The organism is Mycobacterium sp. 852014-50255_SCH5639931, from assembly GCF_001665605.1.
GTDB classification, from domain to species: Bacteria; Actinomycetota; Actinomycetes; order Mycobacteriales; family Mycobacteriaceae; genus Mycobacterium; species Mycobacterium paraffinicum.
Genome location: NZ_LZSV01000032.1, coordinates 20,550 through 41,962, shown reverse-complemented (window position 1 = coordinate 41,962; position 21,413 = coordinate 20,550). Strand labels below are relative to the sequence as shown.

Genomic DNA, 21,413 nt, shown 5'->3' with positions numbered 1-21,413 from the left:
GATCGAGTGGGCAAGGGCGGGCCGCCCACTGCCCAGCGAGTATGTCTCGGGCGATCGAGGCCTCGCAGTCGACATCGGCCGCGAAGCTGCGCTGTTCGGCGTGGTGGACGGCCTCGGCCACGGTCCGGATGCCGCAGCCGCTGCGCTGCGCGCCATCGAAGCGGTCAAACGCTCCAGTTCGGAGCGGCTCGAAGTATTGATCCAGCTTTGCCATCGTGTGCTGGAGGGCACCAGAGGGGTGGCGATGACGTTGGCACGGGTGGACTTCGCCGCTAACACGCTGACCTGGACGGGCGTCGGCAACGTCACCGCCGACGTGGTGGCCAAGTCCCCGACCGGCGTCCAAATCCGATCCAGCGCACGGCTTACCGCGGGAATCGTCGGCTATCGCATACCGGAAATCAGACCGGCGCAGGTTATTTCGATCCGTCCGGGAGACCTGCTCGTGATAAGCACCGACGGGATCGCCGAAAACTACCTTGACCACATCGACTTCTCGGCCACCGCAGTCGTCATCGCCGAGGAATTACTCGGTAAGGATGCCAAGGAAACCGACGATGCCATGGTGCTGACCGCTCGTCATCGGGGCGTCTCGACATGAGTGATAGCGACGAGTTCCACGCCCAGTACGCCGCGGCGCTGCGCACCTACATGGAGGCGCGTGACGAGGACAGCCTGGCGGCCGCGTATGAGCTCGGCCGCCGAGCCCTGCAGGAGGAAGTCAGCCTGCTCGCGATCATCGAGCGGCACGTCCAGCTGATCCTCGTTCTGGCCAAGGACATCCAGATAGACGCGCCGATCGCGCTGGAATTCCTGTTGCAGCTGCTGGTCCCGCTCGACATCGCCACCCGCGGCTTCCTGGACGGCACCAGGCGCTTCGCGCGCGAGCGCGCCCGCGCCGAGGGACTGGCCGACCGCGACAGATTCCGCACCGCGCTGGTCAATTCGTTGCAGGAGGGCTTCTTCGTCGCCGATCACGAGGGCTCCGTGATCGACATGAACAACGCCCTGATCGAAATACTCGGCTATCCCGCCGAGGGCCTGCCCTACCGGTGGCCGCACCCGTGGTTGGTCGACCAACAGGGCGCCCGCCAACAGCAGGCGCTGGTCCAGAGCATCGGCACCACCACCTACGAGACACCGATTCGGCACCGCGACGGGCACCTGGTCTGGGTGACGGTGAGCATCAACGCGGTGCAGGGCAGCGGCAGCGAACAAGGCGTCTTCGTGGGGACGATCCGTGACATCACCGCCGAAAGGGCCTTCGCCGCAAGGGAAAGCGCGGTGCTGCGGTTGGCGACTGCGGTGGCGGTGGCCAAAAGCGTTGACGAGCTGCTGTCCATCACTCTCGACGAGTGCAGCACGGCCATCGACGTACAACGGGTGGTCGCGATCTCCTGGCCGACCGGCGACGGCGAACCGACCGTCCAAGTGGCGGGCGAGACGTCCAAAACGTCCTGGCGCAAGCTGGATCCGTGGTTGCGTCATACCTTCGAGGTCGCGCGTCACCAGCTGCCGCTGACCGCCAAAACGGTTGAGCGACCAGACAATCCCGGCAAGGCACACGGATTGGTGGCGGTGCTCTCCGGCGCGGGCGACCTGGCGTTGTGGTTGGAGCTGCGCTCGCCGCGCTGGATCAGTGCCGAAGACCGGCTGCTGGTGACCGTCCTCATCGGCCACCTGAGCCTGGCCATGCAACACGTCCGCCAATTCGAAAGCGCCCGCGAGACATCGCTGACCCTGCAGCGCGCCCTACTGCCGACGATGCAGCCGCCCCCGGGCTTCGCCGTGCGCTACGAGCCCGCGGTCCCGCCCCTGGAAATCGGCGGCGACTGGTATGACGTGCTGCCGATCGGCGACCATCGCATCGGCATCGTCGTCGGTGACTGCGTGGGTCGCGGGCTGCCGGCCGCGGCGGTCATGGGCCAGCTACGCAGCTCGGCGCGGGCGCTGTTGATCAACGGGGCAGAGCCCGCGTTGCTGCTCGAGCAACTCGACTCGGCGGCCTCGCTCATCCCGAACGCATACTGCACCACCGTTTTCCTGGCGATCCTCGACACCGAATCCGGTGTCCTGCAATACAGCAACGCCGGCCACATGCCCGCCGTGCTCGTCGGGTCCGAGCCGGGGACGACGCTGATGTTGACCGATGCCGCGTCGGTGCCGCTCGCGGTCCGCCGCCCCGACCCCCGCCCGCAGACCAGCCGCGTGCTGCCGCCCCGCTCCACCCTGATGCTGTTCACCGACGGGCTTGTCGAGCGCAAACACGAGTCCATCGATGACGGGATGGGCCGCGCCGCAGCGGTGCTGGCGAAGACGACGACGTTGCCGTTGGACTCGGTCGCCGATGCGGTCCTGAGTGAGCTGGCGCCCGCGGCGGGGTATGACGACGATGTGGCGATGGTGATCTACCGGCACCAGCAGTCCCCGCTTCGGATCGAAAGTGAAGCCAGCGCAGGGCGGTTGGTTGGCATCCGGCATCGGTTGGCCCAATGGCTGCGCACCGCGGACGTGCCGGACGAACTGGCCGCCGACATCGTGCTGGTCGTCAACGAGGCCTGCACGAACTGCGTCGAGCACGCATACTCCGGACAACCGCCGGGCACGATGCTGCTCGACGTCGAACTCGCCGACGGCGAAATCCTCGCCCGGATCAGCGACCAGGGCTCGTGGAAGCCACCGCAGGTCAACCCCGGCAACGGTGGGCGGGGCCTGGTGCTGATGCGGGCGCTCAGCACCGCGCTCGAACTCGACTGCACCCCCGCCGGGACGACGGCCGACATCACCTTCCGGCTGCCGGCCGAGGGTGGGTAGGGGTGGCGCCGCACCGTTTGTGGCCCCTGGATTGCGGGTAGTCGTGGGCGTGACCCGCGCATCGATCATCACCGAACCCGCCCTGCCGGCGGCACACGGGCCGCTGTCGACCGCAGTCCGTCGCGCGCTGACCGGACCGCCGTCACATGACCACCTGACCCGCATCGGCGCGTCCGTGCGCGATTCGGATCCCTACGGCCTGGATCTGCAGCTGGCGCTGTGCATGTGCTACGAGCTGCACTACCGCGGCTTCGCGGGCGTCGACCCCGGCTGGGAATGGAATCCGGCGCTGCTGGCACTGCGCGGCGAGCTCGAACGCGTTTTCCTGGCCGGCGTGCGCCGCGACGTCGGGCCCATCGCATCGGATCAGACCGCCGCCGCCGAAATGGACGCCATCTCGGTCGAACCGGTCGACGGCACGGGTCCGTCGTATTACCTGCGCGACACCGGAACGTGGCAGCAGATGCGCGAGTACTTCGTCCACCGGTCCGTGTATCACCTCAAAGAGGGCGATCCGCACGCGTGGGCGATCCCGCGGCTGATGGGTGTCGCGAAAGCGGCTTTCGTGGCAATCGAATTCGACGAGTATGGCGCGGGCCAGGGTCCCCGGCTGCACCAGCAGCTTTTCGCCGATCTGATGGCGGCCGCGAATCTGGACACGACGTATCTGGCCTACGTGGACGCAGTTCACGCCGAAGCTTTGGCGGCGGTGAACCTGATGTCGCTGTTCGGGCTGCACCGCGAGTTGCGTGGCGCGGCGATCGGGCACTTCGCTTCGACGGAGATCACCTCCCCGCCGGGATCCCGGCGGATGGTGCAGGCCCTGCAGCGGATGGAGGCACCTTCGGCGTGCGTCGAGTTCTACGCCGAGCACGTCGAGGCCGACGCCGTGCACGAGCACGTGGTGCGCATAGACGTGGTCGGGGATCTCGTCGAGCGGGAGCCGCACCTCGATCGCGACATCGTGTTCGGGATCCGCGCGCACGCGGCGGTCGAAAATCGTTTGGCTGACGCGGTTATGGCGTCGTGGCAGCAGGGTCGGTCGTCGTTGCGGAGGGCGCTGGACTAGACGTCCGGCGGGCCAGGTTCCGGCATCTGCGATGGCTGGTGTCGCATAAGGGATACTTCTCGCTGCGCCGGCAGGTGCAGATCGCCACCATGAACCGGTCGGACTCGACGACCTCCCCGTTCGGCATCTCGATGCGCACCGGGCCGGACACCAGCACCGGCCCGCCGGCAACCACCTGGACCCGGGTGGTAGTCACCGCTTGTCCGCCCGGATCACGATCAGCTCCTCTTCCCGGCGTCCGCGGGGTATCAGGCCGACGCTCTCGAGCCACCTCGCCCGCGCCGTCATCACGGGGCCGAACGGTATCCATTTCGACGCAATGACTTTGGCGTCCATGCCGGCCCACTTCAGGGAATCCAGCGATTGCCGGACACCGGCGAGTGCCGAGTGCACGAGAAGCAGGGATCCCCCGTCGCACAGCAACTTCGGCGCCGCTTCGCACAGCGGGTCCAACACCATCCGGCCATCAGGGCCGGCGTTCCAGGCCCACGACGGGCCGGCGCCGGGGCCGATGTGCTCCGTGTCACCGTTCGGCGGTGTCGGCACGTACGGCGGGTTGGACACGACGACGTCGAACGGCGCGCAGTCGAGCGCATCGCTCCAAGTGCCCTTGCGCACATCGACATTCACGCCGACGGTGGCCGCGTTGTCGCGAGAGCAACCCACGGCGTGTGGGCAGATGTCGAAGGCCGTCACGTCGGCGCCACCCATCTCGGCGGCCGCGATCGCCACGAATCCGCTGCCCGTACACAAGTCGAGAACGCGCCGGCCCGGAATGAGCGCGCTTTCTCGCATCTCATTCACCAGTAATCGGGAATCGTCCTGGGGCTGATACACGTTCGAAGCAGCCGAGACAGCGGGTCCTGGATATGTTGTGGTCAACTTTGGCCTTTCGACAGATCGCCGCGGCGATCACTGCTTGGCCTGTGTAATGCCCGCAAACCGATGGGTTCAAACGGAGTGGTTAAAGGCATTTTTCGGCTAACTCGCAGGCGCATGGGCGAATTGCTTGACAATGGTCGCGCAAAACGCCGGCAGGTCCTTCGGTGAGCGACTGGTGATCAAATTGCCGTCGACGACGACCTCCTCGTCCACAACGTTTGCGCCGGCATTGCGCAGATCGGTGCGAATGGACGCGTAAGACGTCAGCGTGCGGCCCTCTGCCACACCGGCTTCCAGCAGCGTCCAGGGGCCGTGGCAGATCGCCGCGACCGGCTTTCCGGAGCCGACGAAGTCGCGCACGAAGGAGACTGCGGTGGCGTCCATCCGCAGCTTGTCCGGATTCACGGTGCCACCCGGAAGTACCAGGCCGTCGAATTCGGCTACCGACGCGTCCGACACCGCACGGTCGACTTTGAAGGTTCCGGCCGGTTCGAGGTCGTGATTGCGAGCCTGAATTTCTCCGGTCTTCAGCGAAAGCAGCTCGACCTGTGCGCCGGCCTCTTCGAGTGCCGCACGAGGTTGCTCGAATTCCACCTTCTCCACGCCGTCCGCGGCTAGAATCGCGACTTTCTTGCCTTCCAATTCATTTGCCATGGCTATTCCCCTTCACCCTTTGGATTACGTCGGATTGAGGATGACTTTGGTGCAGCGGTCCTCTTTGTTCTTGAAGATCTCGTAGCCGTGGGGCGCCTGGTCGAGGCTCAGGTGGTGGCTCACGACAATGGTCGGGTCGATGTCGCCGTTGCGAATCCGGTCCAGCAGCGGGCGCATATAGCGATGCACGTGACACTGACCGGTCTTGATGGTCAGCGATCGGTTCATGACGGCCCCGATCGGGAATTTGTCCATCAGGCCGCCGTACACCCCGACGATCGAAAGAGTGCCGCCGTTGCGGCAACTCATCGCCGCTTCCCGGATGGCATGCGGGCGTTCGGTTTCCAGGCGCGCCGCCTGCTTGACGCGGTCATAGGCATCCACCGGGGCGGACCCACTGCGCGCTTCCATGCCGACGGCGTCGATGCAATGATCGGGCCCCCGGCCGGCGGTGATGTCCCGAAGCTCCTCGAGGACCGACGTTTCGGCGAAGTTGACCGGCGTGGCGCCGATCTGCTTCGCCAGTTCGAGTCGATACGGAACACGGTCGACGGCAATGACTTTCGACGCCCCGAGCAGGAACGCGCTCATGATCGCGAACAGGCCGACCGGGCCCGCACCCCACACCGCGACCACGTCACCGGGGGTGATGTTGCACATCTCCGCACCCATGTAACCGGTCGGGAGGATGTCGGACAGGAACAGGACCTGCTCGTCGGTCAGGTCGTCTTCGATCTTGAGCGGGCCCACATCGGCGAACGGCACCCGCGCGTATTCGGCTTGACCACCGGCGAAGCCGCCGAGCATGTGCGAGTAACCGAACAGTCCCGCCGGGGAATGACCCATGAATTTCTCGGCGATCCCGGCGTTCGGATTGGAGTTCTCGCACAGCGAATACAGGTCACGCCGGCAGGCGGAGCACGCCCCGCACGCGATCGGAAACGGCACCACCACCCGATCACCGATGGCCAGGTTGTTGACCGCCTTGCCGACTTCGACCACCTCGCCCATGAACTCGTGCCCGAGCACGTCGCCGTGCTTCACGGTGGGGATGTAGCCGTCGTAGAGGTGCAGATCGGAACCGCAGATCGCCGTCGAGGTGATGCGCACGATGGCGTCGCGGTCGTTGAGGATCTTGGGGTCCGGAACGGACTCCACCTGGACGCTGTTGCGGCCCGCCCAGACGGTGGCTTTCATACGCTGGCTCCTTCGTTCGGTTGAGCGGGCTGCTGGTGCAGCTGCCGGGCCGCCGCCGTCCCTTCGGGAGACCCGTCCGAACGCAGCACCTGGCCGGTTTCAAGAATCTGCTTGAAGCGCCGGAGGTCGTCGTTGACTTGTTGTTCGGGGGACTCGCCGAACAGGCTTGCCGCCGCCTTCGCGAACAGCCCGCCGGGGATGTGGTAGCCGATCCTGACGCGAACTTCGGTGCCGTCGCCGGTGGCGGTGGGCGTGAATTCGACGCTGCCGCCGTTCTCGATCGCCGAGCCCGGCAGCGACTGCCATGCGATCCGCCGGTTGGTGTCGTCCTCGGTGATCTGCGCGTCCCACTGCACCGACTGTCCGGCCGGGGCGTTGGCGACCCAGTGCGACTGTCCGTCGGCGCCGGGGGTGACCGCTTGCAGGTGGTGCATGAAGCTCGGCAGGTTTTCCAGATCACGCCAGAACCGGTACACCTCCTCGGGCGAGCGCCGCACGGTGACCGCCGCGCGCAGCGTGCGGTGCCGGGCGCCGTTCACGTGCCGGCCGCCGCCGTTGACAGTGCGCAGTGCCGTGTAGAGGTCGAGGCCCGCTATGCCGGTGAGCAGCACGGCCGACACCGTGCCCTGCCGCCGCCGTCCCGGGCCGCGCGCGGCCACCCCGGCCATCAACAGCGCCATGTCCAGGACGTCGCCGGCCACCCGGGTCCACACCAGCTTGTCGGGGCCGCCCAGCAGCGCGGCGCCGTGGCCGCATTCACGCGCGCCCAGCGCGCGGATGACCTTTCGTGACCGGGGGGTGTCGTCGACTCCCGCAACGGCAGCAACTTTTCCCGGGGCGATCAGCTCGCTCAAACCCAGCCCGAAGCTGGCGCCGCTGAGTGCCTTGACCAGAGCGGAGGTAGTGGCGGATCGATCGCCCATCGTCAACTCTCCTTGCCTAACGGCGAACGCGAATCGGGGCAAAGGTGCTGCAAGACAGCCCCTTTGCGGATCTTCGGGTAGTCGGCGCTGCCAGCCGGTGTTCGCGCGCCGCATCGCCCGTACTCACCGGTGCGCACGATTGAAGCCGGATACCCGGGCAGCTACTGCCCAAACGTCTAGATCAACCTGCCGCTTTACGCAGCGCGGCAAGCAAAGGTTCGGCTGCTTCTTTCAGGAAGAGGTCCTGCGAGTCGCCGCCGACCTGGACCAACGCCACGTCGGTGAACCCCGCCTCCCAATAGGGCCGGACGGCCTCCACGATCGCGTCGAGGTCGGGGCCGCAGGGGATGGAATCGGCGACGTCTTCGGGCCGGACGAATTGGGTCGCGCCGGCGAAACCCGCCGGCGTCGGCAGGTCGGCGTTGACCTTCCAGCCGCCGGCGAACCAGCGGAACTGCTCGTGGGCGCGTTTTATCGCGGTCTCGCGGTCGGGGTCCCAGCACACCGGGATCTGGCCGACCACGCGTCCGCCGCCCGCCAGGTTGGCGGCCTGACGCGCGGCGTGCCAGGCGTCGACGAGCTCCCCGTCGGGCTCCACCGCGACGAAGTGGTCTGCCAGCCGGGCGAATTTGTCGACGGCCTTGGTGCCGCCCATCGCCACCGCGATGCCGACCGGGACCTCGGGCACGTCCCACAGGCGCGCGGAGTCCACCTGGAAGTAGTCGCCGGTGAAGTTCACCAGCTGGCCACCGAACAGCTCGCGGATGATCTTGATGGCTTCGCGCAGCATGTCCTGGCGACGTTCCACGGTCGGCCAGCCCTTGCCGATCACGTGCTCGTTGAGGTTCTCGCCGGTGCCCAGGCCCAGGGTGAACCGGCCGTCGGACAGGATCTGCACGGTCGCGGCCTGCTGAGCGACGATCGCCGGGTGATAGCGCATCGTGGGGCACGTCACGTACGTGTAGAGGTCGACCCGTTCGGTGGCGTGCGCCACCGCGCCCAGCACGGTCCAGGCATTGGGCGCATGCCCCTGCGTGGTCAGCCAGGGCGAGAAGTGGTCACTGCACACCTCGAAGTCGAAACCCCGCTCTTCGGCTGAAACAGCTTGCCGTACAAGGTCATTGGGTCCACTCTGCTCGGTCATCAGAGTGTAGCCAAAATTCGTCATGTTCCTATACTTACCCCGGTCCGCCTGGCGCAAACCGCGCCAGCGCTCAGCCCGCGGTGGTGATCGAGTCGCCGGCGGCCCCGGCGGCCCGGCGCGCCTCAAGCCGGCGCTTCTGGGGTTCGATCGTGTAGCGGGGATCGCGGGCCGACTCCAGCCCCGCCTCGAAGAAGCCGAACCGCAGCATTGCCGACGCCGTCAGCAGCGCCAGGCCGGACAGGGCGGCGACGCCGCGATGTCGTCCGCCGAGCAGTGCGCCCAGACCGCCCGCGGCGGCCAGCCGTTCGCTCCAGGCCAGCAGCCGGCCGGGCCTGCCTTCGTGCAGCGGTTCCCTGGTCACCGGGTCCATCCGATATTCGGTGAACCTGGCGGAGATCAGGTCAGCGGTCGCGCCGATGACGGCCAGCCTGCGAGCGGGCCCCGCCTCGGCGACCGGGGTGGTGATCATCGCCAATCCCGATGCGGCCAGGCTCGCCGAACTGACGAACACGAACGGCAGGTCTCGGTACGCGGCATTCCACGTCGGGGTCGCGGTATCGGTGAGCAGCACCGCCGTGTAGACCGCAAGTGGCGGCGCGAAGACCGCGGCTTCCAACCCGGCGGGTCCCTCCACGGCGCGCAGAACGGGGCGCAACGGCCCCAACGGGATTCGCTCACCGGTCATCCGGTCGACCTCGGACACCGCGGCCACCCCGATGCCGGCGCTGAAGAAGCTGAGGATCCACGAGCCGATGCTCATCGGCGAGGTCAGCTTGACCGTGCGCAGCATGTTGACGAAACGCTCGGGCCGGCCCAGGTCCTTGACCAGGGCGACCGCGCCCAGCATCACCGCGATCAACGCGGACAGCCTGGCGTTGCGGCGCAATGTGTCTCGCCCGGTGAGCTGGGCCCCGGCCGCGAGCAGGCCGGACCCGCCCGCGACGCCACCCAGGAACAGGTACGCCGCAACCTCATGTCCCCAGGGCGCGGGCTTGACCACCGGGCGCCCGTAGTACGAGCTGAACTCGACATCCGGGACCATCGGCATCTCGCGCGCACCGTCGCCGCCGCCCCGGCGGCCCGCCCGCCTGCCCCTGCGGCGCTTGCCGCCCGCGGGCTCCGGCGGCCGCAGGCTGTCGTATTCCGAAGTGCTCATGGGCTTTTCATCTACCCTTCCAGAACGCCACCGCCGCGGCGGCGAACATCCCTGCCGCGGCCATGCCCGCTCGTTTGAACATCTGGGGCAGGTCCGCCGTGCACACGCGCGGGTCGGGCGGCAGGCCGTAGACCTCCGGCTCGTCGAGCAGCAGGAAGATCGAGCCGGTGCCGCCCACGCCGTCGTGTTCGTTGGCGCCGTAGAGGCGGGCCTCCGTCAAACCCTGGGCGTGCAGCGCGGCGACTCGTTCCCGGGCGTTGACCACCAGGTCGTCGTGGTCACCGAACTTGATCGACGTGGTCGGGCAGGTTTGCGCGCACGCCGGGATCTGGTCTTCGACGAGGCGGTCGTAGCACAGCGTGCACTTCTGGGCGACCCCGGTGACGAACTTCTCGGCGGGACGATCGGGGCTTTTGGTGGGCGTCGCGTACGTGCCGTCGCTACGACGCTCCACCACGCCGAACGGGCACCCGGCCACGCAGGTGCCGCACCCATTGCAGACGTCGTCCTGCACGACGACGGTGCCGAACTCGGTGCGGAACAACGCGCCCGTCGGGCAGACGTCCAGGCAGCCGGCGTGGGTGCAGTGCTTACACACGTCCGACGACATCAGCCAGCGGAATTCGGGGGTGTCCGGCGGCGTGATGTCTGGGCGCGGCGCGTTGCCGGGAAGCGTCGGCATGCCCAATTCGGTTAGGGCGCGACCCGATTCGCGCGCCTGGTCGATCCGGTCGCGCCCCTGCTCGATGAACGCCACGTGCCGCCAGGTGCTGGCGCCCAGCGCGCCGGTGTTGTCGTAGGACGAACCCAGCAGCTCCAGGTCACCATCGCGGGGATTGCGGTTCCACTCCTTGCACGCGACCTCGCAGGCCTTGCAGCCGATGCAGATCGAGGTGTCGGTGAAGAATCCCTTGCGCGGCTTGGGTTCGACCCAGCCGGCGTCACTCGTCGGGTCGGTCGGTCCGCTCAGCTGACCCATCGGCTCCCCCTTCCCAGACGCCGTCGCTGATCCGCACATTGCCGGTCTCGGTGGTGGCCCCCGAGCGGGACTGATATTCGGCGATCAGGCGCAACAGGTCCTCGCCCTGTGGCCGGCGGCCCGGGCGGATGTCGCACGAGCCGGCCTTCGACTCCTGGATCTGGACGTTGGGGTCGAGTGTCACGCCGAGCAGGTCGTTGGCCGCGTCCCCGCTGACCACGGCGTCGCTGCCCACACCCCAGTGGTACGGCAGGCCGATCTGGTGCACGGTGTGGCCGTTGATCACCAGCGGGGCAACACGTTTGGTGACCAGCACCCGGGCTTCGATCGCCGCGCGCGGCGAGACGATGGTGGCCCAACCGTACGGCTCGAGTCCGCGTTCGGCGGCCAACTCCGGGGACACCTCGCAGAACATCTCCGGTTGCAGCTCCGACAGGTAGGGCAGCCAGCGGCTCATCCCACCGGCGGTGTGATGCTCGGTGAGCCGGTAGGTGGTGAACACGTACGGGTACACGTCGGCCCCCGGCTCTCCGGCGCTCGGCGCGCTCAGATTGTCCTTGCGCGGGAAGGTGATTCGTCCGGGGTTTCGCTGCTGGGGATACAGCGCGTTGGCGACCGGCGACTCCTGCGGTTCGTAGTGCGTGGGTAACGGCCCGTCGAGAAGCCCCTTCGGCGCGAACAGCCAGCCCTTGCCGTCGGCCTGCATGATGAACGGGTCGTCGCCGGCGAGCGCGTCGGGACCGCCGACGTCCGGGTCGGGCCTACTGCCCGGCGCCCGGTCGGCGACGAAGTCGGGCACGTCGTAGCCGACCCACCGTTGCTGGTCCGAGTCCCACCACACGTAGCGCTTGCGTTCGCTCCACGGCTTGCCGTCCGGGTCGGCCGACGCGCGGTTGTAGAGAATTCTCCGGTCGGCCGGCCACGCCCAGCCCCACTCCTGCTGGCTCGGCGACTCACCGCCGTGCGGGACGCGGCGCGCGGCCTGGTTGGTGGCGTTCGCGTACACGCCGGTGTAGATCCAGCAACCGGCGGCGGTCGACCCGTCGGCGCGCAACTCGGTGTACGACGACAGCGGAGCGCGGTCGGCGGCGTAATACCCGTTGATCTCGGCCAATACGGCTTCGCCGTCGGGCTCGCCGCGCTCGTCGGTCGGGTAGTCCCACGTCAGGTCCAGCAGGGGCCGGTCGCGCTCATCGGTCGACCCGGCCAACCGCTGCCTGATCCGCTTGCCGAGTTCGAAGAAGAACTGCAACTCGCTCTGGCACTGGCCCGGCGGCTCGACGGCCTTGTGCCGCCACTGCACCAGGCGCTGGGTCTGGGTGAACGATCCCGCCTTCTCCACGTGCGTGGCAGCGGGCAAGAAGAACACCTCGGTCTCGATGTCCTCCGTTTTCAGTTCGCCCGAGGCGATTTCGGGCCCGTCCTTCCACCAGGTGGCCGACTCGATGAGGTTGAGGTCGCGCACCACCAGCCACTTGAGGTGGGACATGCCCATGCGTTGCATCCGGCCGTGCGCCGACCCGACCGCGGGGTTCTGGCCCAGCAGGAAGTAGCCCTCAACCTCGTCGGCCAGCATGCCCACGACGGTCTGATACGTGCCGTGCGGGCCGGACAGCCGCGGCAGGTAGTCGTAGGCCCAGTCGTTGTCCTCGGTGGCCGCCTCCCCCCACCACGCCTTGAGCAGGCTGATCGCGTAGGCGTCGGAGTTGGCCCAAAAGCCCTTCTGCTTCTTCGATCCCACCGCGTCGAGATAGTCGGCCAGGGTGTCGTGCGTGCCCGCCTTGGGCATCGCCAGGTAGCCGGGCAGCAGGTTGAACAGGGTCGGGATGTCGGTGGAGCCCTGGATGGTGGCGTGGCCGCGCAGCGCCATGATGCCGCTGCCGGGGCGGCCGACGTTACCCAGCAGGAGCTGCAAAATGGTTGCGGTGCGGATGAATTGGGCGCCCAGGGTGTGCTGCGTCCACCCGACGGCGTACGCGAAGCACGTGGTGCGCTCGCGCCCGGAGTTCTCGACGATTGAGCGGGCCAGGTAGTCGAAATCGGCGCGGCTGATGCCGCAGACGTCCGTCACCATTTCCGGCGTGTAGCGGGCGTAGTGGCGCTTGAGGATTTGGAACACCGTGCGCGGGTGCTGCAGGGTCTCATCGCGTTTGACGCGGGCGTGCTCGAGCGGCGGGCCGCCGCTGCCGTGCTCGTGGCCCGCCGCGCTCTGCGCGGCCGACGCCCCGTGTGTATGGCCGCCACCCGGGGACTCGATCTGGCCGTTCCCCTCCTCGTCGTAGGCCCACGTCGACGTGTCGTACTGCCCGGTCTCGGGGTCGAAGCCGGAGAACAGACCGTTCAGATCCTCGGTGTCCCTGAACTTTTCGTTGATCAGGGTGGCTGCGTTAGTGTAGGCGACGACGTACTCGGAGAACCACAGATCATTGGTCAGGACGTGGTTGATCAGCGCGCCGAGCAACACCACGTCCGAACCGGCCCGGATCGGGATGTGTTTGTCCGACACCGCCGAGGTGCGGGTGAAGCGCGGGTCGACGTGGATCACCCGCGCGCCGCGGGCCCGGGCCTCCTCGACCCACTGGAAACCGACCGGGTGGCACTCGGCCATGTTGGAGCCCTGGATGACGATGCAATCGGCGTTGGCCATGTCCTGCAGTGTTTGGGTGGCGCCGCCGCGCCCGAAGGAGGCTCCCAGACCGGGAACCGTGGCGGAGTGTCAAATGCGAGCTTGGTTCTCGATCTGAATGGCGCCCGCGGCGGTGAAGAGCTTCTTGATGAAGTAGTTCTCTTCGTTGTCCAGCGTCGCCCCGCCGAGCGCGGCGATGCCCATGGTGCGGCGCAGCAGGTTGCCCTTCTTGTCGATGTCCTGCCAGGTGTGGCGGCGAGATTCGACGAACCGGTCAGCGATCATGTCGATCGCGGTGTCCAGCTCGAGGGGCTGCCATTCGGTCGCCCGCGGCGGACGATAGAGCACCTGCAGCTGCCGGCCCGGCGAGTTCACCAGCTGCTCGCTGGCAGCGCCCTTGGGGCACAAGCGGCCTCGCGAGATCGGCGAGTCGGGGTCGCCCTCGATCTGCACCACCCGCTCGTCCTTGACGTAGACGCGCTGGCCGCAACCGACCGCGCAATACGGGCAGATGCTCTGCACCACGCGGTCGGCCGTCGTCGTGCGCGGCGTGACGGCGCGGGTGCGCTTCGAGGTCACGGCCGACCCGCGGCCGAGCTTGTCCGGTGAACGCAGCTGACGCACGACGGGCCATTCCAAGAAGAGTTTCCGCATGGGCATTCCCCTACACTAGTGCGCCGCAGCTGTGCATGTCTTGGCGGCAGAGGTCGCGTTAGTCGTATCCGAGGTAGCGATCCGCGACCATTCAACCTGGGTGCCCCCATGACTTGGCACGCTCATAGCCGTAGGCACTTCACCGTCGGCCGTCGGGTCATCGTGTCCGGTTGTCGCCAATTTTGAACAGTACAGCGTTCGTCCACGCCGTAGAATTGATGGTAGATCAGTATACCCTGCACGGTGTAGATTTGAAGCATGCCCACCAACGAGGAGGAATTCTTAGCTCTGCAAGCGATCATCCAAGCTTTGCAGCCGTTCGATGCGGATGACCGCGACCGAATCTTGAAGGCTGCAGCGTTATTCCTCCAGATCCCTGCGTCGGAGCACATGGCTACATCGGGTTCATATGAAATTCGCAGTCCGAATAGGGAGCGAGCCTCCGACGTAGATTCCGAGCGAGTCAGTTTCCCGGCCTTCTCGACGCCAGACACAACATCGCCCAAGGATTTCCTGTTTGAGAAACAACCTCGAACTGACGTTGAGCGCGTCGCCGCGTTGGCGTTCTACCTCACCCACTACAGAGACACGCCTCATTTCAAGACGCTCGATCTCAGTAAGTTGAATACGGAAGCTGCGCAACCGAAGTTCGCGAACGCCGCAACCAGCGCTAGCAATGCCGTCAAGCAAGGGTATTTGGTGCCCTCAACTAAGGGGATGCGCCAGTTGAGCGCTGCGGGAGAGCGCTTCGTGGCCGCTCTCCCCGACCGCGAAGCCGCCCGAGCGGCGATGAGCACGGCGCGACCGAAGCGGCGTCCGGCCCGGAAGCCAGGAACTCCAGCATCGAGTAGTGGGCGCAAGGCAAGCAGAAGTGACTGATCGCCCTAAAGCGGCCCGGCTCTCGATCTTCAACCACAAAGGAGGGGTCGGCAAGACGACGTTGACGATGAATCTCGGCGCAGCGTTGGGGAGGCTTGGTCGGAGAGTGCTTTTAGTCGACACCGATCCCCAGTGCAACCTAACTTCTTACCTAGTTGAGTCGGACGTTGTCGACGATCTGTTGGATAAATCGGACACTGCAGAGGGTGTTACTGTCTGGTCCGCAGTAAAACCCATTTCAGACGCCACGGGGCCCGTCTCGTATGTTGGTTGCATTGAGCTGGCCATCGACGGCCTCTGGCTGATTCCGGGGGACATTAGACTGTCTGAATTCGAATCAGATTTGAACGATTTCTGGAATCAAACCCTACAGCGCAAACCAAGAGGATTCCGAGGAACAACTGCCATCAGTGACATGGTTACGGCAGCTTGCCTCGAACATGATATTGATTACGTCTTGTATGATGCCGGCCCAAATATTGGACCACTGAACCGTGTGATAATTCTCGATTGCGACTATTTCATCGTCCCGGTGGCTGCAGACCTTTTCTCACTTCGAGCCCTAAAGACTTTGGGTCGAACTTTGTCACAGTGGATCACCGAGTGGGAGACCATTACCAGCCTTGCTCCAGAAGGATTGTCACTCCTCCCGGGCCGTCCTTCCTTCCTGGGCTACATTCCAGAGGGGTTTCGAACATATGGCGGAATTCCAACAGCTCAACAAACGAAATATTTAGCGCAAATTAGCCGCGATATTAATAGCGAAGTTGTTGCGCTCCTTCGTGATATTGATCCTGAACTTGTGAGCTCGCGTCGTCGAACACACGTTCTTGCAGAAATTAAGGATTTCGGTGCCCTGGTCCCTGCATCACAGCTCTCAGGGGAGCCATTGGACTCCGTTAAAGCGGGCTCGTCTGCTCAGCGAGACGACGCGAGACGGGCCTTTACTCGTCTGGCAAAAGCCGTAGATAGCGCCGTTCGGGGAGTCTGACCCGTGGCGATCACTAACAAAGCGAAGGAGGCGCGGATCGAGCGGATCCTCGCAGAATACGACAGTAAGTTTGGAACCATCGAACTTTTTCGCACTCAACTGCTTGCAGCGCTCGAAAACTCTAGTGAGTTAGCGCCGCTGGTCCATTCATTTAAGTCACGGCCGAAAGATCGAGAGCATCTTCGCGACAAACTTCGCCGGAAAATGGACAAAGATGGTCCGAACTTTGACGTAGATCCGGAAAACCTGCTCGTCAAGATCAATGATCTGGCCGGCGTTAGAATCTTGCATCTTCATACTCGGCAAATAGCAGCAATCGACCCTGTGCTAAAAACAATTTTTGAAGAGCAAAAATATGATCTTCTCGAGGGTCCTTTCGCACGAACTTGGGATGACGAATCTCGCGAGTTCTTTGAAACCTGTGGAATCGAGGCCCAGAAAAGCCCGACGATGTACACGAGTGTTCACTACGTTGTTGGATCAGCGTCACGGACCACGGTCACTTGTGAAGTGCAGGTACGCACGCTCATGGAAGAGGTCTGGGGAGAAGTTGACCACACGTTGAACTATCCGGTGCCGACTAGCGTTCGTGCATGCCAAGAGGAGCTGAAAGTCCTTGCCCGCGTTACTTCGAGCGCCACACGCCTTGTCGATGCAATTTTCGCTGCCGCCAAAGAAAAGTGATGCGCGCGGTAACGGGGTGAAGGCGAGATGCATTTGGTCAAGCTTCGCTACCCGCAAAAGAACGGGAGCGTCGATGTTCTCGATGGTCGAGTAGCGGCAAAACCCCGCCCGCTCAGCGCACCACGATGGTGTGCTCGCCGCGCGGCACCAGCTCCCCGATCACGGGCGCGCCCGGGATCTCGCCGGCGATCAGCAGCCCGCCCGAGGTCTGCGCGTCGGCGAGCAAAAGCGCCTCCTCCGCGCTGACCGCGGAAAAGTCGACGTGCGGGGCCACCCAGTCGAGGTTGCGCCGCGTGCCCCCGCTGACGTAGCCGGCCGCCAGCGCCTCCCGCGCGCCGTCGAGGTAGGGCACCGCCGCGGCGGCGATCATCGCCGTCACGCCGCTGGCCCGCGCCAGCTTGTGCAGGTGCCCGAGCAGTCCGAAACCCGTTACGTCCGTGGCGCATTCGATACCGGCGGCCAGCGCCGCCGCGGCCGCGTCGGCGTTCAACGTGGTCATCGCCTCGATCGCCTGCTCGAAGCGCTCGCCGGTGGCCTTGTGCCTGCTGTTCAGCACGCCGACCCCGAGCGGCTTGGTCAGCGACAGCGGCGTGCCGGGCTTGCCGGAGTCGTTGCGCAGCAACCGGTTCGGGTCCGCGATCCCGGTGACGGCCAGCCCGTATTTGGGCTCCGGGTCGTCGACGCTGTGGCCGCCGGCGAGGTGGCAGCCGGCCAGGCCGCAAACGTCGAGCCCGCCGCGCAGCGTCTCGGCCGCCAGCTCGAACGGCAGCACGTCGCGCGGCCAGCCCAGCAGGTTCACGGCCACCACCGGACGCCCGCCCATCGCGTAGACGTCGGACAGCGCGTTCGTGGCCGCGATGCGGCCCCAGTCGTAGGCGTCGTCGACCACCGGGGTGAAGAAGTCCGTCGTCGCGATCAGCGCCGCGCCACCCTCGATGCGCACCACCGCGGCGTCGTCGCCATGCTCCAGGCCCACCAGCAACTCGCCGGCCGGGTCGCGCGGCGCGTTCGCCCCCAACCCGCGGACCACATCCTCCAGCTCACCGGGCGGGATCTTGCAGGCGCACCCGCCGCCGTGGGCGTACTGGGTCAGTCGATAGGTCACGCGTCCATACTTGTCCCTATGGTTCGAGGAGGCGTGTCCGGTCTGGTGACCGGCGCGGTCTTCAAAACCGTCGAACGGCAGACGCTGCCGCTGGCGGGTTCGATTCCCGTCCGCCTCCGCCATACTTCTTCGAGCCTGACATGACCGACCCGCGCCGGCGGGTGCCGCGCACCGACACGCTGCTCGCCGATCCGCGCCTGGTCGAAGCCCAACGGGTGCTGGGCCGCGATCTGGTGAAGGCCGTGATCGCCGACGCGCAGCAGCGGGCGCGCGCCGGGGAGATCGAACCCGAGCGCGTCGCCGAGCACGCCGTCGCCGCACTTCCGGCCACCGCGTCGAGCCTGCGGCCGGTCATCAACGCCACCGGCGTCGTGGTGCACACCAATCTGGGCCGGGCGCCGCTGTCGCGAGCCGCCGTCGACGCCGTGGTCGCCGCGGCGGGGACCACGGACGTGGAGCTGGACCTGGCGACGGGGCGCCGCGGCCGACGGGGCCGGGGGGCGCTGGCCGCGCTGGCCCGGGCGGTGCCCACCGCAGGCGCCGTGCACGTGGTCAACAACAACGCCGCCGCGCTGCTGCTGACGGCCCTGACACTCGCCCCGGGCAAGGAGATCGTGCTCAGCCGCGGCGAGCTCGTCGAGATCGGGGACGGGTTCCGCATCCCCGAGCTGCTGGCCTCCACCGGATCCCGGCTGCGCGAGGTCGGCACCACCAACCGCACCAGCCTGCGCGACTACGCCGGGGCGATCGGGCCGCAGACCGGTTTCATCCTCAAGGTCCATCCGTCCAACTTCCACGTCACCGGGTTCACCTCGGCGGTCGGCGTGGCGGAGTTGGCGAAACTCGGTGTGCCCCTGGTGGTCGACATCGGCTCCGGCCTGCTCTCCCCGCACCCCCTGCTGCCCGACGAGCCCGACGCCACGACGACCCTGCGCGACGGCGCCGACCTGGTCACGGCGAGCGGCGACAAGCTGCTCGGCGGCCCCCAGGCCGGCCTGCTGCTGGGCGACGCCGAGCTGATCGAGCGGCTGCGCCGGCACCCGGCGGCGCGCGCGCTGCGGGTGGACAAACTCACCCTCGCCGCCCTGGAAGCGACCCTGACCGGCCCGCCAACCCCGGTGGCCGAGGCGCTGATCGCCGACGTGGCGGAGCTGCGGTCGCGCGCCGAGTCGCTGGCCACCGCGCTGCCGGGCGCCGAGGTGGTGGATTGCATCGCGGCCGTCGGCGGCGGCGGGGCGCCGGACGTCCAGCTGCCCAGCGCCGCGGTGAGCCTGCCCGAGTCCTACGCCGCCGCGCTGCGCGCCGCCAGCCCGCCGGTCGTCGGCCGGCTCGAGGCGGGCCGGTGCCTGCTCGACCTGCGCACGGTCGCTCCCGAGGACGACGCGCGGCTGGCGGCGGCGGTGCTCGCATGTTCGTCATAGCCACCGCCGGGCACGTCGACCACGGCAAGTCCACCCTGCTGCACCGGCTCACCGGCATGTGGCCGGACCGGCTGGCCGAGGAGCGGCGCCGGGGTCTGACCATCGACCTCGGCTTCGCGTGGACCGAGCTCGGCGGGCGCCGGCTGGCGTTCGTCGACGTGCCGGGCCACGAACGGTTCGTGGCCAACATGCTCGCCGGGGTGGGCCCGGTCCCCGCCGTCATGTTCGTCGTCGCCGCGACCGAGGGCTGGATGCCGCAGTCCGACGAACACCTCGCGGCGCTGAACGCCCTCGGTGTCCGCCAAGGGCTGCTGGTGATCAGCAAGGCCGACCTCGCCGATCCCGGTCCGGCGATCGAGCAGGCGCGCGGACGGTTCGCAGCAACCTCGCTGGCCGGGGCTGCCGTCGCGATCGGCACCGACCTCGAGCGGGTGCGCGCGGAACTGCTGGCGCTGACCGACCGGCTGCCGGTTCCGGACGCGGGTGCCGACGTGCGGCTATGGGTGGACCGGAGCTTCACCGTCCGGGGCGCGGGAACGGTGGTGACCGGCACCCTGGCGGCCGGCACGATTCGGGTGGGCGACGAGCTGGAACACGCCGGCCGGCGCGTCACGGTCCGCGGGCTGCAATCGCGGAGCCGCGACGAGTCGTCGGTCGGTGCGGTGGCGCGCGTGGCGCTGAACCTGCGCGGCGTGGACCGCCGGGACATCGGCCGCGGCGACACCGTTCGGACGCCGGGCGTGTGGCTGGACACCGCGGAGATCGACGTCGCGCTGCGCTCGGCGGACGCGCTGCACCGCCAGCTGGTACTGCACATCGGGTCCGCGGCCGTGCCCGTGCAGGTGCGGCAGCTGGGTGAGGCGGCGGCCCGGCTGCGGCTGGCGAAGCCCCTGCCGCTGCGGGTTTCGGACATCGGGCTGCTGCGCGATCCCGGGGAGCACCGGATCGCGGCGGGAATCGAGGTGCTCGACGTCCGGCCGCCGGCGCTGCGTCGCCGCGGCGCGGCCAGGGATCGTGGCGCGGAGCTGGCAACCGGCCGCGTCCGTCCGCCCGATTACGCCCGGGCCGACGAGCTGCGCGCGATGGGCCTGCCGCCTTCGGGGCTACGGGTGGGCGACTGGGTGGTGGAGCCGCATTGGTGGGCCGCGCGGCGTGAGTGCGCGACCGCCGCGGTGCGGGGCTGGGCCCAGGACCACGACATCGCGGCGGGAATGCCGCTCGAGACGTTGCGGCAGCGCGCCGGCCTGCCCGCCGCTGAATTACTGCCCACGCTGCTGGAGGGCACCGGACTTCAGGTGGTCGACGGGTTGGTCCGTTCGCCGGGGGCGGCCCTGCCGGCCCGCGTCGACAAGGCGGTGCGCACCATCGAGGAGTGGCTGGCCGCCGAGCCCTTTCGGGCACCGGAGGCCGACGAACTGGCCGAGCTCAAGCTCGGGCCCCGGGAGCTGGCCGCCGCGGTGCGCGCCGGGCGGTTGACCCGGATCGCCGACGGCGTCGTGCTCGGGTCCGGCGCGCTGGACCGGGCGGCGGCCGTGCTCGCGACGCTGCCCCAGCCGTTCACCGTCAGCGACGCGCGCCGCGCGCTCTACACCACCCGCCGGGTCGCCGTGCCGTTGTTGGAGCAGCTCGACGCCCGGCGCGTCACCAGGCGGGCCCCGGACGGCACCCGGGTGGTGGTCGCTACAGCCGCTCCTTGACCGCCGCCGACAACCGGGCGCCGTCGGCCTTGCCCGCCGCGATCGCGGTGGCCGCCTTCATCACCAGCCCCATCTGCTTCATGCTCGGCCGCTCGCCGATCTCCTCGGCGACCTGGGCGATGGCGGTGTCCGCGACGTCGGCCACCTCGGCCTCGGTGAACGGCGTCGGCAGGTATTCGTCGATGATCCGCGCCTCGGCGTGCTCGTTGGCGGCGAGCTCCCCGCGGCCGTTCTGGGTGTAGATCTCCGCCGACTCGGCACGCTTGCGCGACTCCCTCGCCAGCACCTTGATGACTTCGTCGTCGGAGAGGGCTTTGGCCTGTTTGCCGGAGACTTCCTCGGTTTGGATCGCGGCGAGCAGTAGGCGCAGGGTCGCCGTGCGCAGCTTGTCCTTGCTCTTCATCGCATCGGTCAGGTCGGCCCGCAGCCGGGATTTGAGTTCGGCCATGCCAGAGACGCTACGCGCCGACCGCCTGGCCATGATTGAGAAATGCCCGGACCACCGACAGGATGGAGCCCATGACGAACGACGGGCCCG

The 21,413-nt window shown here is 67.5% G+C and carries 19 protein-coding genes and 1 tRNA gene; 9 read left to right on the top strand and 11 right to left on the bottom strand.

Features of this window, described 5'->3' with window-relative positions:
- Positions 1-28: 28 nt before the first annotated feature.
- The 3 genes from A5758_RS18680 to A5758_RS18670 are packed head-to-tail and all read left to right on the top strand — an operon-like array spanning position 29 to position 3,883.
- Positions 29-601, top strand: coding sequence for a SpoIIE family protein phosphatase (locus A5758_RS18680; protein WP_369816463.1), 573 nt, complete (start codon positions 29-31; stop codon positions 599-601).
- Complete coding sequence (locus tag A5758_RS18675) at positions 598-2,814, top strand: SpoIIE family protein phosphatase (protein WP_067742982.1); 2,217 nt, start codon at positions 598-600, stop codon at positions 2,812-2,814. Before A5758_RS18680 ends, A5758_RS18675 begins: the two co-directional genes overlap by 4 nt.
- Before the next feature lie 49 nt (positions 2,815-2,863).
- A complete protein-coding gene (locus A5758_RS18670; RefSeq protein ID WP_067743084.1) occupies positions 2,864-3,883 on the top strand; it encodes an iron-containing redox enzyme family protein in 1,020 nt (339 codons plus the stop codon).
- Here the strand turns inward: A5758_RS18670 and A5758_RS25370 are convergent.
- The 9 genes from A5758_RS25370 to fdh all read right to left on the bottom strand — a co-directional run bounded on the left by A5758_RS25370 (position 3,831) and on the right by fdh (position 14,104).
- Positions 3,831-4,079 (bottom strand): CDGSH iron-sulfur domain-containing protein, encoded by a 249-nt coding sequence (locus A5758_RS25370; RefSeq protein WP_082939325.1) that lies wholly within the window; start codon positions 4,077-4,079, stop codon positions 3,831-3,833. The genes A5758_RS18670 and A5758_RS25370 overlap by 53 nt on opposite strands.
- Entirely contained in the window at positions 4,076-4,765 is a 690-nt protein-coding gene (locus A5758_RS18665; protein ID WP_067206171.1) for a HemK2/MTQ2 family protein methyltransferase, read from the bottom strand. The genes A5758_RS25370 and A5758_RS18665 overlap by 4 nt, the downstream gene beginning before the upstream one ends.
- A gap of 99 nt (positions 4,766-4,864) precedes the next feature.
- A complete protein-coding gene (locus A5758_RS18660) occupies positions 4,865-5,419 on the bottom strand; it encodes a type 1 glutamine amidotransferase domain-containing protein (RefSeq protein ID WP_067742979.1) in 555 nt (184 codons plus the stop codon).
- Between the two features lie 24 nt (positions 5,420-5,443).
- Positions 5,444-6,616 (bottom strand): zinc-dependent alcohol dehydrogenase, encoded by a 1,173-nt coding sequence (locus A5758_RS18655; RefSeq protein WP_067206165.1) that lies wholly within the window; start codon positions 6,614-6,616, stop codon positions 5,444-5,446.
- Positions 6,613-7,539, bottom strand: a complete 927-nt coding sequence (locus A5758_RS18650) for an SRPBCC family protein (protein ID WP_067206161.1) — start codon at positions 7,537-7,539, stop codon at positions 6,613-6,615. Before A5758_RS18650 ends, A5758_RS18655 begins: the two co-directional genes overlap by 4 nt.
- A gap of 181 nt (positions 7,540-7,720) precedes the next feature.
- Positions 7,721-8,707 (bottom strand): LLM class F420-dependent oxidoreductase, encoded by a 987-nt coding sequence (locus A5758_RS18645; protein ID WP_067206158.1) that lies wholly within the window; start codon positions 8,705-8,707, stop codon positions 7,721-7,723.
- A gap of 46 nt (positions 8,708-8,753) precedes the next feature.
- Positions 8,754-9,839, bottom strand: a complete 1,086-nt coding sequence (gene nrfD, locus A5758_RS18640) for an NrfD/PsrC family molybdoenzyme membrane anchor subunit (RefSeq protein WP_067206156.1) — start codon at positions 9,837-9,839, stop codon at positions 8,754-8,756.
- A 7-nt stretch (positions 9,840-9,846) separates the two neighbouring features.
- Entirely contained in the window at positions 9,847-10,818 is a 972-nt protein-coding gene (locus A5758_RS18635; RefSeq protein WP_067743081.1) for a 4Fe-4S dicluster domain-containing protein, read from the bottom strand.
- Positions 10,781-14,104, bottom strand: coding sequence for a formate dehydrogenase (gene fdh / locus A5758_RS18630; protein ID WP_231987355.1), 3,324 nt, complete (start codon positions 14,102-14,104; stop codon positions 10,781-10,783). Before fdh ends, A5758_RS18635 begins: the two co-directional genes overlap by 38 nt.
- 252 nt (positions 14,105-14,356) lie before the next feature.
- Between fdh and A5758_RS18620 the strand changes: the two genes are divergently transcribed.
- The 3 genes from A5758_RS18620 to A5758_RS25360 are packed head-to-tail and all read left to right on the top strand — an operon-like array spanning position 14,357 to position 16,652.
- Complete coding sequence (locus A5758_RS18620) at positions 14,357-14,977, top strand: hypothetical protein (RefSeq protein WP_067742971.1); 621 nt, start codon at positions 14,357-14,359, stop codon at positions 14,975-14,977.
- Positions 14,970-15,968: a ParA family protein gene (locus tag A5758_RS25365; RefSeq protein WP_197503975.1), complete on the top strand. Its 999-nt coding sequence runs from the start codon at positions 14,970-14,972 to the stop codon at positions 15,966-15,968. The genes A5758_RS18620 and A5758_RS25365 overlap by 8 nt, the downstream gene beginning before the upstream one ends.
- Before the next feature lie 3 nt (positions 15,969-15,971).
- Positions 15,972-16,652: a RelA/SpoT domain-containing protein gene (locus A5758_RS25360; protein ID WP_082939760.1), complete on the top strand. Its 681-nt coding sequence runs from the start codon at positions 15,972-15,974 to the stop codon at positions 16,650-16,652.
- A 112-nt stretch (positions 16,653-16,764) separates the two neighbouring features.
- Here A5758_RS25360 and selD read toward each other — a convergent pair whose 3' ends face one another.
- Positions 16,765-17,757 (bottom strand): selenide, water dikinase SelD, encoded by a 993-nt coding sequence (gene selD, locus A5758_RS18615; protein ID WP_067742968.1) that lies wholly within the window; start codon positions 17,755-17,757, stop codon positions 16,765-16,767.
- Between the two features lie 27 nt (positions 17,758-17,784).
- Between selD and A5758_RS18610 the strand changes: the two genes are divergently transcribed.
- The 3 genes from A5758_RS18610 to A5758_RS18600 all read left to right on the top strand — a co-directional run bounded on the left by A5758_RS18610 (position 17,785) and on the right by A5758_RS18600 (position 20,875).
- Positions 17,785-17,879, top strand: a tRNA-Sec gene (locus tag A5758_RS18610).
- A gap of 18 nt (positions 17,880-17,897) precedes the next feature.
- Positions 17,898-19,178 carry an L-seryl-tRNA(Sec) selenium transferase gene (selA, locus tag A5758_RS18605; RefSeq protein WP_067742965.1) on the top strand — a complete coding sequence of 427 codons (1,281 nt, stop codon included), beginning with the start codon at positions 17,898-17,900 and terminating at the stop codon, positions 19,176-19,178.
- Positions 19,166-20,875: a selenocysteine-specific translation elongation factor gene (locus tag A5758_RS18600; RefSeq protein ID WP_067742963.1), complete on the top strand. Its 1,710-nt coding sequence runs from the start codon at positions 19,166-19,168 to the stop codon at positions 20,873-20,875. Before selA ends, A5758_RS18600 begins: the two co-directional genes overlap by 13 nt.
- On the opposite strand, the gene A5758_RS18595 is transcribed toward A5758_RS18600, so the two are convergent.
- Entirely contained in the window at positions 20,859-21,323 is a 465-nt protein-coding gene (locus tag A5758_RS18595; RefSeq protein WP_067206135.1) for a GatB/YqeY domain-containing protein, read from the bottom strand. The genes A5758_RS18600 and A5758_RS18595 overlap by 17 nt on opposite strands.
- Between the last annotated feature and the right edge of the window lie 90 nt (positions 21,324-21,413).

Excerpts from the sequence above, each read along its gene's own strand:
- selA (WP_067742965.1), top strand. The coding sequence starts at position 17,898 with ATGACCGACCCGCGCCGGCGGGTGCCGCGCACCGACACGCTGCTCGCC.
- A5758_RS18645 (WP_067206158.1), bottom strand. The coding sequence starts at position 8,707 with ATGACGAATTTTGGCTACACTCTGATGACCGAGCAGAGTGGACCCAAT.
- A5758_RS18600 (WP_067742963.1), top strand. The coding sequence starts at position 19,166 with ATGTTCGTCATAGCCACCGCCGGGCACGTCGACCACGGCAAGTCCACC.
- A5758_RS18620 (WP_067742971.1), top strand. The coding sequence starts at position 14,357 with ATGCCCACCAACGAGGAGGAATTCTTAGCTCTGCAAGCGATCATCCAA.
- A5758_RS18660 (WP_067742979.1), bottom strand. The coding sequence starts at position 5,419 with ATGGCAAATGAATTGGAAGGCAAGAAAGTCGCGATTCTAGCCGCGGAC.
- A5758_RS18675 (WP_067742982.1), top strand. The coding sequence starts at position 598 with ATGAGTGATAGCGACGAGTTCCACGCCCAGTACGCCGCGGCGCTGCGC.
- A5758_RS18595 (WP_067206135.1), bottom strand. The coding sequence starts at position 21,323 with ATGGCCGAACTCAAATCCCGGCTGCGGGCCGACCTGACCGATGCGATG.
- A5758_RS18650 (WP_067206161.1), bottom strand. The coding sequence starts at position 7,539 with ATGGGCGATCGATCCGCCACTACCTCCGCTCTGGTCAAGGCACTCAGC.
- nrfD (WP_067206156.1), bottom strand. The coding sequence starts at position 9,839 with ATGAGCACTTCGGAATACGACAGCCTGCGGCCGCCGGAGCCCGCGGGC.
- A5758_RS18655 (WP_067206165.1), bottom strand. The coding sequence starts at position 6,616 with ATGAAAGCCACCGTCTGGGCGGGCCGCAACAGCGTCCAGGTGGAGTCC.
- A5758_RS18635 (WP_067743081.1), bottom strand. The coding sequence starts at position 10,818 with ATGGGTCAGCTGAGCGGACCGACCGACCCGACGAGTGACGCCGGCTGG.